At 70.1% G+C, this 15,485-nt stretch carries 14 protein-coding genes and 1 tRNA gene; 4 read left to right on the plus strand and 11 right to left on the minus strand.

Going from position 1 to position 15,485, the window contains the following annotated elements:
- Nucleotides 1–6: 6 nt before the first annotated feature.
- From pdxS to pgsA, 5 genes are all read right to left on the minus strand, one after another.
- Entirely contained in the window at nucleotides 7–918 is a 912-nt protein-coding gene (gene pdxS / locus AB0H78_RS15120; RefSeq protein ID WP_329114440.1) for a pyridoxal 5'-phosphate synthase lyase subunit PdxS, read from the minus strand.
- A gap of 119 nt (nucleotides 919–1,037) precedes the next feature.
- Entirely contained in the window at nucleotides 1,038–1,583 is a 546-nt protein-coding gene (locus tag AB0H78_RS15125; protein WP_363234825.1) for a hypothetical protein, read from the minus strand.
- A gap of 68 nt (nucleotides 1,584–1,651) precedes the next feature.
- Nucleotides 1,652–2,812 (minus strand): glycosyltransferase family 4 protein, encoded by a 1,161-nt coding sequence (locus tag AB0H78_RS15130; RefSeq protein WP_363234826.1) that lies wholly within the window; start codon nucleotides 2,810–2,812, stop codon nucleotides 1,652–1,654.
- Complete coding sequence (locus AB0H78_RS15135; protein ID WP_363234827.1) at nucleotides 2,809–3,711, minus strand: phosphatidylinositol mannoside acyltransferase; 903 nt, start codon at nucleotides 3,709–3,711, stop codon at nucleotides 2,809–2,811. Before AB0H78_RS15135 ends, AB0H78_RS15130 begins: the two co-directional genes overlap by 4 nt.
- On the minus strand, nucleotides 3,708–4,379 hold the full coding sequence (gene pgsA, locus AB0H78_RS15140; protein WP_363234828.1) for a phosphatidylinositol phosphate synthase: 672 nt from the start codon (nucleotides 4,377–4,379) through the stop codon (nucleotides 3,708–3,710). Before pgsA ends, AB0H78_RS15135 begins: the two co-directional genes overlap by 4 nt.
- A 247-nt stretch (nucleotides 4,380–4,626) precedes the next feature.
- On the opposite strand from pgsA, the gene AB0H78_RS15145 reads away from it, so the two are divergent.
- Both AB0H78_RS15145 and AB0H78_RS15150 read left to right on the plus strand, forming a co-directional pair.
- Entirely contained in the window at nucleotides 4,627–6,849 is a 2,223-nt protein-coding gene (locus tag AB0H78_RS15145) for an elongation factor G-like protein EF-G2 (protein WP_363234829.1), read from the plus strand.
- Between the two features lie 177 nt (nucleotides 6,850–7,026).
- Complete coding sequence (locus AB0H78_RS15150; protein ID WP_363234830.1) at nucleotides 7,027–8,682, plus strand: hypothetical protein; 1,656 nt, start codon at nucleotides 7,027–7,029, stop codon at nucleotides 8,680–8,682.
- A gap of 3 nt (nucleotides 8,683–8,685) precedes the next feature.
- Here AB0H78_RS15150 and AB0H78_RS15155 read toward each other — a convergent pair whose 3' ends face one another.
- Complete coding sequence (locus AB0H78_RS15155; RefSeq protein ID WP_363234831.1) at nucleotides 8,686–9,258, minus strand: HIT domain-containing protein; 573 nt, start codon at nucleotides 9,256–9,258, stop codon at nucleotides 8,686–8,688.
- Between the two features lie 66 nt (nucleotides 9,259–9,324).
- On the opposite strand from AB0H78_RS15155, the gene AB0H78_RS15160 reads away from it, so the two are divergent.
- Nucleotides 9,325–10,002, plus strand: a complete 678-nt coding sequence (locus AB0H78_RS15160) for an ion channel (protein WP_363234833.1) — start codon at nucleotides 9,325–9,327, stop codon at nucleotides 10,000–10,002.
- Nucleotides 10,003–10,030: 28 nt separating this feature from the next.
- Here the strand turns inward: AB0H78_RS15160 and thrS are convergent, their stop codons facing one another.
- From thrS to AB0H78_RS15175, 3 genes are all read right to left on the minus strand, one after another.
- Complete coding sequence (gene thrS / locus AB0H78_RS15165; RefSeq protein ID WP_363234834.1) at nucleotides 10,031–12,010, minus strand: threonine--tRNA ligase; 1,980 nt, start codon at nucleotides 12,008–12,010, stop codon at nucleotides 10,031–10,033.
- A 119-nt stretch (nucleotides 12,011–12,129) separates the two neighbouring features.
- Entirely contained in the window at nucleotides 12,130–13,353 is a 1,224-nt protein-coding gene (locus AB0H78_RS15170; protein ID WP_363234835.1) for a hypothetical protein, read from the minus strand.
- Complete coding sequence (locus AB0H78_RS15175; RefSeq protein WP_363234836.1) at nucleotides 13,353–13,931, minus strand: DUF4365 domain-containing protein; 579 nt, start codon at nucleotides 13,929–13,931, stop codon at nucleotides 13,353–13,355. The genes AB0H78_RS15170 and AB0H78_RS15175 overlap by 1 nt, the downstream gene beginning before the upstream one ends.
- A 173-nt stretch (nucleotides 13,932–14,104) precedes the next feature.
- On the opposite strand from AB0H78_RS15175, the gene AB0H78_RS15180 reads away from it, so the two are divergent.
- Nucleotides 14,105–14,836: a 3'-5' exonuclease gene (locus AB0H78_RS15180; RefSeq protein ID WP_363235151.1), complete on the plus strand. Its 732-nt coding sequence runs from the start codon at nucleotides 14,105–14,107 to the stop codon at nucleotides 14,834–14,836.
- 56 nt (nucleotides 14,837–14,892) lie between these two features.
- Here AB0H78_RS15180 and AB0H78_RS15185 read toward each other — a convergent pair.
- Both AB0H78_RS15185 and AB0H78_RS15190 read right to left on the minus strand, forming a co-directional pair.
- A tRNA-Val gene (locus AB0H78_RS15185) sits at nucleotides 14,893–14,964 on the minus strand.
- A gap of 39 nt (nucleotides 14,965–15,003) precedes the next feature.
- Entirely contained in the window at nucleotides 15,004–15,450 is a 447-nt protein-coding gene (locus AB0H78_RS15190; RefSeq protein ID WP_363234837.1) for an SRPBCC family protein, read from the minus strand.
- Between the last annotated feature and the right edge of the window lie 35 nt (nucleotides 15,451–15,485).

Here is a 15,485-nt window from a genome sequence, read left to right on the forward strand (position 1 = left end):
GAGGGACTACCAGCCGCGGTTGGCGTAGCGCTCGGCCTCGGGGAGGGTGTCGCAGTTGATGCCGACCATGGCCTCGCCCAGGTTGCGGGAAGCGTCCGCGATGATCTTGGGGTCGTCGTAGAAGGTGGTCGCCTTCACGATGGCGGCGGCGCGCTTGGCCGGGTCGCCCGACTTGAAGATGCCGGAGCCGACGAAGACGCCCTCGGCGCCGAGCTGGCGCATCAGCGCGGCGTCGGCGGGGGTGGCGACGCCGCCCGCGGAGAAGAGGACGACCGGAAGCTTTCCGAGCTCGGCGACCTCCTTGACCAGCTCGTAGGGGGCGCGCAGGTCCTTGGCGGCCGCGTACAGCTCGTTGTTGTCGTAGCCGCGCAGACGGGCGATCTCGTTCTTGATCTGGCGCAGGTGCCGGACGGCCTCGACGACGTTGCCCGTACCGGCCTCGCCCTTGGAGCGGATCATGGCCGCGCCCTCGGCGATGCGGCGCAGGGCCTCGCCCAGGTTGGTGGCGCCGCAGACGAAGGGGGTGGTGAAGGCGAACTTGTCGCTGTGGTTGACCTCGTCGGCCGGGGTGAGGACCTCGGACTCGTCGATGTAGTCCACGCCGAGCGACTGCAGGACCTGGGCCTCGACGAAGTGGCCGATGCGGGACTTGGCCATGACGGGGATGGAGACGGCCTCGATGATCTCTTCGATCATGTTCGGGTCGGACATCCGGGCCACTCCGCCGTCCTTGCGGATGTCGGCGGGGACCCGCTCCAGGGCCATGACGGCCACGGCGCCCGCGTCCTCGGCGATCTTCGCCTGCTCGGCGTTGACCACGTCCATGATCACGCCGCCCTTGAGCTGCTCGGCCATGCCGCGCTTGACGCGTGCGGTGCCGGTCGCGGGGGTTTGGGGGGTGGTGGGAAGCGTGCTCACGGAAATGACCTCACTCGGTGAAGAGGGTTCTTGCATCACCGAGGAAACGCCCTGCGACCAGTCCACAGCAAGGGCCAATGGACAGCCGGTGGATCGTTTTGGTCCCTCTCCGTCCTCGGTTACGTTCCCGGGCGGTCGGCCAGCGCCACCGGCGGCTCGTCGTCCATCTCGAAGGCGAGGGGGAACGGCGCGTGTCCGGCGAGGCGGAACCAGCGGACCTTGCGGTGGCCGCGCAGGGCGCGCGCGGCCCGTACCGCGTCGTTGTGGAAGCGGCGGGCCATCGGCACGCGCCGTACGGCCGCTGCCAGTTCGTCCGCGGCCTCCTCGCCGCCAGGCGCCTCACGTACGACGTCGACCTGCGCCTGCTCGCCGAAGACGGCCCGCAGCGCCTGGCTGAGCTCGCTCTCGGTGACCTCCCGGTGGTCCTCCTCGGCCTGCCGGGCGGCGTGCGCGGCCTGGTAGAGGACGATCGACGCGGCGGGGTCGAGGACGCCGGAGGTGGCCAGCTCCTGGGTGACCGAGGCGCGGCGCAGGAGTTGGGCGTCGAGTGCGGCGCGGGCGGCGTCGATCCGGGTGTGCAGCCGGTCGAGCCGACCCGCTGTCCAGCTCAGGTACAGGGCGATCGCGACGAGGCCGACGGCGATCCAGATGAGGGTTACGGTCACGGGCGGCAAGGCTACCCGTCACCGTGCCCCGATCAGGCAGCGACCGCGCTCACCGCACGGCCCGCACCTCAGTCCCTGGCGAGCCCGAACCGGGCGCGCAGGCTGACCCGTTCGTCGGTGGCCACCGATGCCGCGCCGTCCGTCACCGTCTCGTAGACCGAAAGGATGTCCGCGCCGACGGTCGCCCAGTCGAAGCGGCGTACATGCGCGCTCCCCCGCTCGCTCAGCTCCGCCCGCCGCTCCTCGTCGCCGAGAAGCCGTACCGCCGCCTTCGCCAGCGCGTCGGCGTCCTCGTTGGCGAAGAGCTCGCCCGCGGCTCCTTGGTCCAGGACCTGCGCGAAGGCGTCCAGATCGCTGGCGAGCACCGGGGCGCCCGCGGACATCGCTTCGACCAGGATGATCCCGAAGCTCTCGCCGCCGGTGTTGGGGGCGACGTAGAGGTCGACGCTGCGCAGCAGCCGCGCCTTGTCCTCGTCGCTCACCATGCCGAGGAACTCGACGCGCTCGCGCATCTCCTTGGGCAGCGAGGCGACCGCCTCCTCCTCGTCACCGCGGCCGGCGACGAGGAGACGGGTGTCTGGGCATTCGGCGAGGATCTTGGGGAGAGCCGCCATCAGGACGGGAAGTCCCTTGCGGGGCTCGTCGATCCGGCCGATGAAACCGATCGTGCCGCCCTGCCACTCGGACTTGGGCTCCGCCTTGTCAAAAAAGCCGACGTCGACACCGTTGGGGATGACCACCGCGTCGCCGCCCAGGTGCTCGACGAGGGTGCGGCGCGCGTACTCGCTGACCGCGATGCGCGCGCTGATCTTCTCCAGCGCGGGCTGCAGGATCGGGTACGCGGCGATCATCGCCCGGGAGCGCGGGTTGGAGGTGTGGAAGGTGGCGACGATCGGGCCCTGTGCGGCCCAGCACGTCAGCAGGCCCAGCGAGGGCGACGCGGGCTCATGGATGTGGATCACGTCGAAGGTGCCGTCGTGCAGCCAGCGCCGCACCCGGGCGGCCGACAGGAAGCCGAAGTTGAGCCGGGCGACCGAGCCGTTGTACGGCACGGGGACGGCACGGCCCGCGGAAACGACGTACGGCGGAAGCGGCGTCTCGTCGTCCGCGGGGGCCAGCACCGAGACCTGGTGGCCGAGCCGGATCAGGTGGTCGGCGAGGTCGCGGATGTGGAACTGGACTCCACCGGGGACGTCCCAGGAGTACGGGCAGACGATGCCGATCTTCACTGAGACTCCTGGCGGGGCTCTAGGTCGGCGAGCCAGAGGCGCTGCAGCATGTGCCAGTCCTCCGGGTGCTCGGCGATTCCGGTGGCGAAGGCATCGGCCAGCGCCTGCGTCATCGAAGACGTCTTCTCGGCCCGTGTACCTGTCTCGGGCACATCGAGGGGCGGATGGATCCGGCCCTGCATTATGGCCGAGCCGTCGTACCAGAGCGTTACGGGAAGAAGCAGCGCCCCCGTCTGCTGCGCCAGCATCGCGGGCCCCGCGGGCATCCGTGTCGCCTCGCCGAAGAACTTCACCTCGACTCCGGAGGCGGAGAGGTCGCGGTCGGCCACCAGGCAGACCAGGCCGCCGGCGCGAAGCCGCCGCGCCAGGGTCCCGAAGGCCGAGCCGCCGGTGTGCGGCAGAACCTCCATGCCCAGGCCTTCGCGGTACGCGACGAAGCGGTCGTACAGCGTCTCGGGCTTGAGCCGCTCGGCGACCGTGGTGAAGGGGACCTCGAGCTTGGTGGTGACCCAGGCACCCGCGAGGTCGTAGTTGCCCATGTGCGGCAGGGCGAGGACCACACCGCGACCGGCGGCGAGGCCGTCGGTCAGGTGGTGGGCGCCTTTGACGGCGAAACCGTTCTTCACGCGCTCGGCGCTCCACGCGGGCAGCCGGAAGGACTCCATCCAGTACCGCATGTACGAGCGCATGCCGGCCTGGGACAGCTCAGCCAGCCGGGCGGGAGAGGCGTCGGGCACGACCCGGGCCAGGTTCGACTCCAGCCGCAGCACGCTCTTGCCGCGCCGCTTCCAGACCAGATCGGCGATGCGCCGGCCGAGGCCCGCGGCCACCGGCTCGGGCAGCTTCTTGACGCCGGCCCAGCCCAGTCCGTACAGCGCGTCGGTCAGCTTCTCCTTCACGCCGTCTCGCTCTCCTGCGCCGCGGCAGCTGCTGCTGCGGCGTCGGCCTCGGCGGACTCCCGGCGTACGGTCACCACCCGCTGCGCCAGGGTGATCGCGCTGCCCACGGCCACGATCCACAGCGCGATCGGCAGCAGGATCTGGATGCCGGGGACGCCGAAGGCGTGCAGTCCGGCGAGACCGGCGGCGACCAGCGAGATGACGAGGCGCTCGGCCCGCTCGATCAGGCCGTTGACGGCGACCGGCAGGCCGATCGATTCTCCGCGCGCCTTGGTGTACGAGACGACCTGGCCGCTCGCCAGGCAGAAGATCGCGACGGCGCACAGCACGTTGTTGTCGCCGTTGCCCGCGTACCAGAGCGCGAATCCGCCGAAGATCGCCCCGTCCGCGACCCGGTCGAGGGTCGAGTCGAGGAACGCGCCCCACCGGCTGGAGATCCCGGCCTGGCGTGCCATGTTGCCGTCGACGAGGTCGGAGAAGACGAAGAGGGTGATGACGATCGTGCCCCAGAAGAACTCTCCACGGGGGAAGAAGACCAGCGCACCTGCCATCACTCCGGCCGTGCCGATGAGCGTGACCGCGTCGGGGCTGACCCCACGGCGGAGCAGAAATGCGGCGAACGGCGTGAGGACACGCGTGAAGAATGCACGCGCGTACTTGTTCAGCATGGCCTTCCCGAGGGGTCGGATGGCCGCGCGGCCCTGCTGGCCACCGGCGGGCCCATCGTAGCCAGGACCGCCGGGGTCCACCGCCGGGCACCCTTCCTCCGCGCGGCTCGGTACGACGTATGGACGCAGCGTGACCGGAGTGGAAAGCTCGGATAACCGCGGGCGTCACCGGTGCCGCCACGCACTGCGGCCCCCTTGTGTCCGCGCCCTGACTCCTCACCGTGCAACAACCCGGGAGGCAAGAATCATGGGCGACAAGGCAAACGCACACCCCGGAGCCGCCGGCAGGGCAGCTACGGCCGACCGTCCCGCATCCGTACGGAATGTGGTGCTGGTCGGCCACAGCGGTTCGGGCAAGACCACGCTGATCGAGGCCCTCGCGCTGACCGCCGGAGCGGTCAACAGAGCGGGCCGCGTCGAGGACGGGCAGACCGTCTCCGACTACGACGAGATCGAGCACCGCCAGCAGCGTTCCGTACAGCTCTCGCTCGTCCCGGTCGAATGGGGCGGGATAAAGATCAATCTCCTGGACACACCCGGCTATGCCGATTTCGTCGGTGAGCTGAGGGCCGGTCTGCGGGCGGCGGACGCGGCCCTCTTCGTCGTATCGGCCGCCCAGGAGGCCAACAGCGTCGCCGCGACGACCCGCATGGTGTGGGACGAGTGCGCGGCCGTCGGGATGCCGCGGGCGATCGTGGTGACCCATCTCGACACGGCGCGCACCGGCTACGACGAGATGACCCGGCTCTGTGGCCGGATCTTCGGCGGCGACGACCCGGACGCCGTGCTCCCCCTCTATCTGCCGCTGTACGGACCGCAGACGCCCGACGGGCACGCCCCGGTGACCGGGCTGATCGGGCTGCTGACCCAGCGGCTCTTCGACTACCGCTCGGGCGTACGCAAGGAAGTCCCGCCCGGGGACGAGCAGTTACCGCTGATCGAGGAGGCCCGCAACCGGCTCATCGAGGGGATCATCGCGGAGAGCGAGGACGAGTCCCTCATGGACCGCTATCTCGACGGCGACGAGATAGACGTCAAGACGCTCGTCGACGACCTGGAACGGGCCGTGGCACGCGGCACCTTCCACCCCGTCCTCACCGCGGCCCCGGCAGCCGAAGGCGCCACCCAGGGCCTCGGCACGGTCGAACTCCTGGAACTGATCACCGGCGGCTTCCCCACTCCCCCCGAGCGCGAGACCCCCCGGGTCACCACCCCCCAGGGCGGCTCACGCCCCGAGGTGACGTGCGATCCGGGCGGGCCGCTGGTGGCCGAGGTGATCAAGACCGCTTCGGATCCTTACGTAGGACGCATCTCGCTGGTACGGGTATTCTCCGGCACTCTGCGCCCGGACGAGACGGTCCATGTCTGCGGGCACGGGCTGCGGGACCGGGATCAGGCCCAGGAAAATCATGACCGCCACGACGCCGACGAGCGGATCGGCGCCCTCTCCTCCCCCTTCGGCAAGCAGCAGCGGACGATGTCGCAGGTCATCGCGGGGGACATCGCCTGCGTCGCCAAACTGACTCGCGCGGAGACGGGCGACACGCTCTCGGGCCGGGACGACCCCGTGCTGATGGAGCCCTGGGTGATGCCCGACCCGCTGCTTCCGCTGGCCATCGAGGCGCACAGCAAGGCGGACGAGGACAAGCTCTCGCAGGGCCTTTCCCGGCTGGTCGCCGAGGATCCGACGATGCGGCTCGAACAGAACCCGGACACCCGGCAACTGGTCCTCTGGTGCCTCGGCGAGGCGCACAAGGACGTGGCGCTGGAGCGGCTGCGCAGCCGTTACGGGGTGCAGGTCGACGCCGTGCCCCACAAGGTGTCGCTGCGGGAGACCTTCGGGGCCAGGTCCACCGGGCGCGGCCGGCACGTCAAACAGTCCGGCGGCCACGGCCAGTTCGCGATCTGCGAGATCGAGGTGGCCCCGCTCCCCCCGGGCACCGGCATCGAGTTCGTCGACAAGGTGGTGGGCGGTTCGGTTCCCCGGCAGTTCATTCCGTCCGTCGAGAAAGGGGTACGCGCCCAGGCCGCGCGCGGAGTGGCGGCGGGGCATCCGCTCGTGGACGTACGGATCACCCTGCTCGACGGGAAGGCGCACTCGGTGGACTCCTCCGACGCGGCTTTCCAGACGGCGGGAGCCCTGGCGCTGCGCGAGGCGGCCGTGGACGCCCGGATCGATCTCCTCGAACCGGTGGCCGAGGTGCAGGTGCTGGTCGCCGACGACTACGTGGGCCCGGTCATGAGCGATCTCTCCGGGCGCCGGGGCAGGGTGGTCGGCACCGAACAGGCGGGTCCTGGCCGCACGCTGGTGCGGGCGGAGGTCCCCGAGATCGAGATCGGGCGGTACGCCGTCGACCTGAGGTCGATCTCGCACGGCACGGGCCGCTTCAGCCGCTCGTACGCCCGCCATGAACCGATGCCTCCCCAACTGTCCGACAAACTACGCGAACAGGCGGAATCCGGCACGTAGTTGAGAGGTCACTCGCGATGCCGTCCGCCCAAATCGCTTGCGGTGGGCGGCATTCCGCTGTCCCCTGACGGAGAGTGGACAGCACGGATACGCTGTGATCCCAGCTCAGAAGGTGTGCAGGGTGCGGTAGTTGGGCACAGGCCGCAACAGCGGTTGCGTGCGGCGATGGGGGCAGCGATGGCGGACGACGTATTCGACTTCATTCCCGGGGCCCAGATCCCGCTCCAGGGATCTGCGGGCCAGACCGCGGCGACCCATGCCCTGGCTTCGGCCGCGTACCGCGACAGCGACGTGCACACGATCCTCGAGGCCAACAGCGAGTGGCACGAATCCAAGGTGAAGGAAGGCAAGTTCAAGCTCCTCGAGCCCGACCTCGGTGAGGCCTTCTCGCGGTCCGTCCAGGTGCGGATGCTCGGCGGCGCCCGCAAGGCGCTCATCCAGTCCTTCGGCACCGAACCGCAGACCGTGGTCGAGCACTGCCTCGCGGCGACCCGTATCCGCAAGGAGCGGGACACCCGCCTCACGATCGTGATGGTCGTCTTCGGGCTGATCTTCCTCCCCGGACTGCTGCTCTGGCTGGGCGTGTTCGCGCTGCGGCGCGCCCTCAAGGACTCCAAGGACAGGCGCACGGGCGCCCTGGGGACCGCGCTGCTGATAGCCGCCGGCGGACTGGCCGTGCTTTTCCTGCTGAAGCTGCCGTTCAGCGGTCTGCCGGCGCTCTATCTGCGCGCGATGATCGTCGCGCCGGTCATCGGCTGGCTCTGGGCCAAGCAGATCTGCGAGAAGACCGCCAAGGACCTGCGGGCCCGCTGGACGAACCTCCTCTCGGGCGGCGGCGTCGGCGCCAAGATCCCCGAGGCCGTACCGCGCAATCCGACCGAGACCGCGGCCGAGCAACTGCGCCAGAACCTCGCCAAGCTCACCGCCGAGCAGCAGTCCAACGCGGTCTTCTACGCGGGCCCCAAGGGAATCCTGGGCATGGGTACGCGCTGGGGCAGCTGGCAGCTCGCCGAGGAACTGGTCCCCCGCGACAAGGACACCGAGATCCACGGCTTCCGCAGCTGGGACGTGATCCGCGCGATCCACGACCGGGTCAAGCTCCTGGAGCGCAGCCCGCTGCACACCAACGGCTTCCCGACCCCCGACGTCAAGCACTGGATCGTCTCCCCGGTCGGCGAGAACGCCAAGGAGGTCAGCCGTCCCACCGGCACCGACGTGGACGCCTTCCAGATCAAGGGCCACGAGATACAGCGCATCTGCAACGAGCAGCAGTTCGGTGCCGGCAACCGCCACTACCTGGGCGTCCAGTTCACGCTCTGGGACGGCCAGTTGGTCATCACGATGCTGATCACCGTCACCGTGCTCCACGAGACGCTGCGCATCGAGGTCACCGGCCATGCGCTGGGCCCGGTGCACTCCCTGTTCACCAGCAAGCCCAAGCCCAAGACCGTCGAGGTCAGCGGGACGGTCAAGTTCTGGGAGACGCACGAGCGGGAGCTGTCGCTGATAGCGGCCGACGACGTCGTACGCATCGCCCTGCGCGCCCCGCTGACGTGGTTCCCCGGCCTCCTCGACTGGGCAGGCGGCAAGCTCGTCCTGCCCGAGCCCTTCGGGGTGCGGCACGCCTGGGCCGAGAAGCCCTGGCGCCACCGCTTCATGGCCGACGACGCGATGCGCGCGGCCACCCCCGTACTGCGCGCGGTGCACGCGGCCGCGATGCGCGTGCTGGACGAGCACGGTGTGGACACCGAGCGCTTCGGCAACCGCTCGGTGATACTGAGCGGCCTCGTCCAGGACCCGGCGCCGCGCAAGGCGGACGTATACGACGCGTGAGTGCTACGCCGACGCCGGTGCGGGCCAGGCGTCGGCGAGCATCTTCCGTGTGTCGGCGAGGAGTTGGGGCAGCACCTTGGTGTGTCCCACGACCGGCATGAAGTTGGTGTCGCCACCCCAGCGCGGCACGATGTGCTGGTGCAGGTGGGCGGCGATACCGGCGCCCGCCGCGACACCCTGGTTGATGCCGATGTTGAAGCCGTGCGCCCCCGAGGCGGCGCGCAGCGCGACCATCGCCCGCTTGGTGAACACCGCGAGTTCGGCGGTCTCCGCGTCGTCGAGGTCGGTGTAGTCGGCGACGTGCCGGTAGGGCAGCACCATCAGGTGGCCGCCGTTGTACGGGTAGAGGTTGAGGATCGCGAAGACGCTCGCGCCCCGCGCGACGATCAGCGCGTCCTCGTCGCTGCGGCCCGGTGCGGAACAGAACGGACAGCCGTCGTCGGCGCCGGGCCCGGTGGGCTTGTTCTCGCCCTGGATGTACGCCATCCGATGCGGCGTCCACAGGCGCCCGAATCCGTCCGGCTCGCCCACCGGTCCGATCTGCTGCTCCGGCTCACTCGTCATGTTGTGCAGCATATGGCTTCCCCCGTTCGCGACGTGTCGCCGGGGCGCACCGGCCCGCACTGCGGCGATGCTGACCCGATGGACGTCCCTGATTCCGCCCGTACGGCCCGGCTGGACCGCTGGGAGCAGCGCATGGAGGTGCCGCTGTTCGTCGCGTCGCTCCTCTTTCTGGGCTGCTACGCCTTCCACGTGCTGGCCGATGGGACCCGTCCGTTCTGGCACGACCTCACGCTGGCCGTGACCCTGGCGACCTGGGTGCTGTTCGCGGCGGACTACGCGGTACGCCTGGTGCTCAGCGGGCAGCGACTGCGCTTCCTGCGTACGCACTGGCTGGACACGGCTGTGGTCGTCCTGCCCCTGCTGCGCCCACTGCGGATGGTGAAGGTCTACACGGCCCTGCAGAAGCGGCGCGGGGAGCCGCGGCTGAGCCTGCACGTCCGCGTCATGACGTACGCGGGCCTGACCGCCGGGCTGCTCGGCTTCGCCGGCGCGCTCACCGTCTGGCAGTCGGAGCGCTCCGCACCCGACGCGACGATCCGCAGCTTCGGGGACGCGGTGTGGTGGACCTGCGCCACGCTCACGACCGTCGGATTCGGCGACGTGACACCGGTGACGCCCTGGGGGCGTACGGTCGCCGTCGCCATGATGGCGTGCGGGCTCGCGCTGCTCGGTGCGGTCACCGGGTCCTTCTCGTCCTGGCTGCTGCAGGTCTTCGACCGCGAGGACGAGGAGACGGAAAGGCCCCCGGGGAGCTGATCGCTCCCCGGGGGCCCGCCGTCGCACATCAGACCTGGACGCGGTCCTCGACGACCTTCACCAGCTTGGCGATGGCGTCCTCGACCGGGATGCCGTTCTCCTGCGAACCGTCGCGGTAGCGGAAGGAGACCGCGCCGGCCTCCATGTCCTCGTCGCCCGCGATGATCATGAACGGAACCTTGGCCTTCTGGTGGTTCCTGATCTTCTTCTGCATACGGTCGGACGAGGAGTCCACCTCCACCCGCAGCCCCTTGGCCTTCGCCTGGTCGGCGAACTCCTGGAGGTAGGGGATGTGGGCGTCGCCGATCGGGATGCCGACCGCCTGGACCGGGGCCAGCCAGGCCGGGAAGGCGCCCGCGTAGTGCTCGAGGAGCACGCCGAAGAACCGCTCGATGGAGCCGAACAGCGCACGGTGCAGCATGACGGGCTGCTGGCGCGAACCGTCCGCCGAGGTGTACTCCAGGCCGAACCGCTTGGGCTGGTTGAAGTCGACCTGGAGGGTCGACATCTGCCAGGACCGGCCGATCGCGTCGCGCACCTGCACCGAGATCTTCGGGCCGTAGTACGCGGCGCCGCCCGGGTCGGCGACCAGCGGCAGACCCTGCTTCTCGGCGGCCTGGCGCAGCGCCTCGGTGGCCTCCGCCCAGTCCTCGTCCGTCCCGATGAACTTGTCGGAGTCGTCGCGGGTGGAGAGCTCCAGCTCGAACTTGTCCAGGCCGTAGTCGCGCAGCAGGTCGAGCACGAAGGTCAGGAGCGTGTCGAGCTCGTCCGCCATCTGCTCCTTGGTGCAGTAGATGTGCGCGTCGTCCTGGGTGAAGCCGCGCGAGCGGGTCAGGCCGTGCACGACGCCGGACTTCTCGTAGCGGTAGACCGTGCCGAACTCGAAGAGCCGCAGCGGCAGTTCACGGTAGGAACGCCCGCGGGACTTGAAGATCAGGTTGTGCATCGGGCAGTTCATCGCCTTGAGGCGGTAGTTCTGTCCGTCGAACTCGATCGGCGGGAACATGCCCTCCGCGTAGTGCGGCAGGTGCCCCGAGGTCTCGAAGAGGTGCTCCTTCGAGATGTGCGGGGTGTTCACGAACTCGTACCCGGCGTCCTCGTGACGGCGCCGCGAGTAGTTCTCCATCTCCTTGCGGACGATGCCGCCCTTGGGGTGGAAGACCGCGAGGCCGGGGCCCAGCTCGTCGGGGAAGGAGAACAGGTCCAGCTCGGCACCGAGCTTGCGGTGGTCGCGCTTCTCGGCCTCGACGAGGAAGTCGAGATACGCCTTGAGCTCGTCCTTGGTCGGCCACGCGGTGCCGTAGATCCGCTGGAGCTGCGGGTTCTTCTCGCTGCCGCGCCAGTACGCAGCCGCCGAGCGCATCAGCTTGAAGGCCGGGATGTTGCGGGTGGTGGGCAGGTGCGGGCCCCGGCAGAGGTCCTTCCAGCACAGGTCGCCGGTCTTGGCGTCGAGGTTGTCGTAGATGGTCAGCTCTCCGCCGCCCACCTCCGCGTCCGCGCCGTCGGCGGCCTGGGCCGCGTTGCCCTTGAGGCCGATGAGCTCCAGCTTGTACGGCTCGTCCGCGAGCTCCTCGCGGGCCGCCTCGTCGGTGGTGATGCGGCGGGAGAAGCGCTGGCCGCGCTTCTGGATCTCCTGCATCTTCTTCTCGACGGCCTTGATGTCCTCGGGGGTGAACGGCTTCTCGACGTCGAAGTCGTAGTAGAAGCCGTCCTTGATGGGCGGACCGATGCCCAGCTTCGCCTCGGGGAAGAGCTCCTGGACCGCCTGCGCCATCACATGCGCGGTGGAGTGGCGCAGGATGTTCAGGCCGTCCTCGGAGGTGATCTCGACGGGCTCGACCTCGTCGCCGTCGGCCACGGCGTAGCTGAGGTCCTTCAGCTCGCCGGCCACCCGGGCGGCCACGATGGTGCGCTCGCCGGGGAAGAGCTCCGCTGCCGTAGTGCCCGTCGTCACCACGCGCTCTTCCCGCTCGGAATCGCGATGGATGAACACACGGACGTCTGACACCGGTCTCTCCTGACTGAGGGGGTCGCGCAGCATTTCGCTGCGTACGCCCCGCAGCTTACCGAGCCTGCCGGGCCCGACGCGAAACGGTTTGCCGCAGCCCCGGCTCCGGCCCCTGGTCCTCAGTCCTCGCCGCTGCACGCCTCCTCGAAGAAGTCGAGGTTCTCGTGCAGCGACTTCATCAGCCGGTCGCGTTCCGCCTCGTCCACCTGTACGGGCACGACGCCGTCCGCCCCGGTCAGCCTGCGGAATCCGCCCCGGCTCTCCAGCCTCCCGTGCACCCGGATCGGCAGCCCCACCAGATGGGCATGGCCCGCGATCCGGTACGCCTCCTCGTCGAGCACCATCCGCACGTGCGCGATCTCGGCCCCGGCCAGCACCCGCAGCCGCACGGTCCCCGGTCCGCGCGGCGACGAGCGCCGCAGCCGCACCACGGCGCCCGTGATCCGTACCGGAAGGGAGGGCTCGTCCTGCATGTACCTGGCGCCCGCCTCCCGCAGCGCGGGCAGGTCGCCGGGCGAGAACTCCACCGGCTCGGGCCGGGCCGCGCAGTGGTCGGGGACTCCGGCGGCGGGCGCCCATGCCAGGGTGACGGCGACGCCCTCCGAGCCCCGTACGAGCGCGATGACCGCCTCGGTCAGCTCCCGGCTCACGCCCGCGTCGACCGCCGCGTCGAAGGCCTCCATGCCGCCGGTCGCCCGCTGGTAGTCGGCCGCCTCGCGGGCGGCGTGCAGTGCGTGGTGCAGCCGTACGACAGCGGTACGTCCCCGCTCCACCGGCACGAAGGCCGTCAGCCCCCGCCCGCCCGGAGCGTTGCCGACCAGCACACCCTCCAGCGCGGCCTGCGCCTGCCGCCGGTGGCGTGCTCCGTGGTAGCCGGCCTGGCCGCGTGCGGCGAGGGCGCCCGCGAGCAGCATCTGCCGTGCCGCGCCGCGCAGTTGCTCCTGGGCGGTCCACGAGGCGGCCCCCGAAGGACCTTCGGGCACATCGCGCCACCAGCGGATCTCGTCGCTCGGCACGGCCAGCGAGACCAGCACCTCGCGGGCCGACGGCGCCGCGCAGCGCTGGAGTGCGGTGAGTGCCTCGCCGAGGAGTTCGTCGCTGTCGGGAAAGGCGCGGCTCTCCGGCACGAGCAGGCTCACGGAGCCGTTCCCGGGCCCTGGCGGCGTCCAGCGCGCGTAGCGCCCGGCCGCGCCGCCGCGCCGCCGCCAGCCGTGCCTCTCCAGGAGCGCCCCGAGCACGGCGGGGTCGACCCGCGAGGGATCGGGGCCCTCGCCGCCGTCCCACACTCCGGGCAGCTCGCTCGGATGGGCACGTACGGGCTCGTCGATCGGGCGGTGCTGCATCAGGGTCTCCCTCCCGCCCCGACACGGGTCATGATCTCGCAGAGCGCTCGGTCGTCGAATATCCGCGAGGTCGGGATCCGTACGGTGGTCCTGCGCCTCCCCGTCACCGGGTGGCCGGCCAGATTGGTCCAGTAGCAGCAGTGCCGCAGATCGAGGCGGTCGTGTCCGGCGCGCAGCCATTCGTCCTGCGTTCTCGGTACGAGCATCACCACCAGGATCTTGTGCACCGAGACCGGTGTGCGCGCGAGCTTCTCCAGGTGCGGGTTGTCGAGCGTGAAGGAGAAGGCTCCGCCCGGCGGATGCGGCGGTATCTGGTAGGTGCACTTGAGCTGCACTTTTATCGTCACTTCGTCATCAACGGTGTGCGCGCGAGCTCCGTGGCTCACATGCCAGTCGATGCCGTTGTCCGGAAAAGGCTGCGACAACGAGCATCCCGCCGCTGCCGCGACGGCATGGAGGTAACCCACCTGAAGGGTTTCCATACAGGCGGTGGTGGCGAGTGAGCCGCGCAGCGGTGCGATCCGCTCGGGCAGCAGGCTGCCTCCCGGCACGGCCGGGTCGGGCTGCGAAAGCGCCATGGCTGTGGTGCGCCTTCCGGACTGTGCTGATCAGTATCCCCGCGACGGGCAAACAATTTCCAAGCCCGTCACCTGTGTTGTCTCCTTCCGGCGTATGTCGCAAACAGCCCGGGTATCACCGAATCGGGCAGGGGACGCACACCATCTGCCATGTGAGCGCGAGGAGTTGGAACATGCCGTGCTGGTACGAAGGCCCCCTGGCCGCATTTGATACGGAAACGACAGGCGTCGACGTCGAGGGAGACCGGATCGTCTCGGCCGCCATCGTCGTCCAGGACGGCTCGGGCATGAGGCCGCGGGCGACGCGCTGGCTGGTCAACCCGGGCATCCCGGTGCCGCCCGGCGCCACCGAGATCCACGGGCTCACCGACCTGCATCTGCAGCGCAACGGCCGCTGGCCCGCCCCTGTGGTGGAGGAGATAGCCAAGGCCCTGGCCGAGCAGTGCGCGGCGGGCCGGCCGCTGGTCGTCATGAACGCGCCGTTCGATCTGACGCTGCTCGACCGGGAGTTGAGGCGCCATCGCGCCTCGTCCCTGGAGCACTACCTGGGCGGCACGCCGCTCCGCGTCCTGGACCCGCGGGTCCTGGACAAGCATCTGGACCGCTACCGCAAGGGCCGCCGTACGCTCACCGATCTCTGCTCGCAGTACGAGGTGGTCCTGGACGGCGCCCACGACGCGGCGGCGGACGCGGCGGCATCGCTGGAGGTCGTACGGGCGATCGGCCGCCGGTTCTCCGCCCGTCTGGAGCGGCTCTCGCCGACCGAGCTGCACTCGCTGCAGACCGGCTGGCACGCGGCCCAGGCACGTGGCCTGCAGGCGTGGTTCGCCCGGCAGGGCACCCCGGAGGCGGTCGACCAGTCGTGGCCGCTGCGCCCCCGTCCGGCACTCAGCGCGGCGGCCTGATCCGTACGCGCGCAACAAGAAAGCCGGTCCGTCTGTGACGGACCGGCCTTCCCCTGTGGGCGATACTGGTTTCGAACCAGTGACCTCTTCGGTGTGAACGAAGCGCTCTCCCGCTGAGCTAATCGCCCGGGAACGGACTGAACCATACAGGGCTTCGCCGGGTGCTTTCAAACTCTTTGCAGCAGGTCAGTCAGTCCGCGCCGGCCGCCGCGCATCATCAGCGCGTGGTTGGCGAGAAAGACGGGGCGCCCGGGTACGGCGAGGCGCCGCATCAGCGGCTTGCGGACCTCCACCTCCTGTTCGTAGACGGCACGCGCCCCCTCACCGCGCCCCCCGACCGTCCAGCGCGCCCAGCCCTGGAGGTCTCCCGTCATCTCCACTTCGAGCACCCGGGCCACGGGATCGCGCCGCTTCTCGCGGGCGGTCACGACGAGTTCGTACGGCAGGACCGACCGGAAGCGGGCCGTGCCCGTGCGGTCGTCGACCGGGGTGACGGACCTGACCTGCGGCCACCACTGCGGATAGGCGTCGGCCTTTTCGAGTACGGCGTAGACCGCGTCGGGGTCGGCGGGCAGATCCCAGACACTGCGGAAGCGGTAGAGACTCCAGTCCATCCTCCGAGTCTGCGCGTACTCACGCCGGATCTGAG

This window comes from Streptomyces sp. NPDC050738, assembly GCF_040654175.1.
Lineage (GTDB): Bacteria > Actinomycetota > Actinomycetes > Streptomycetales > Streptomycetaceae > Streptomyces.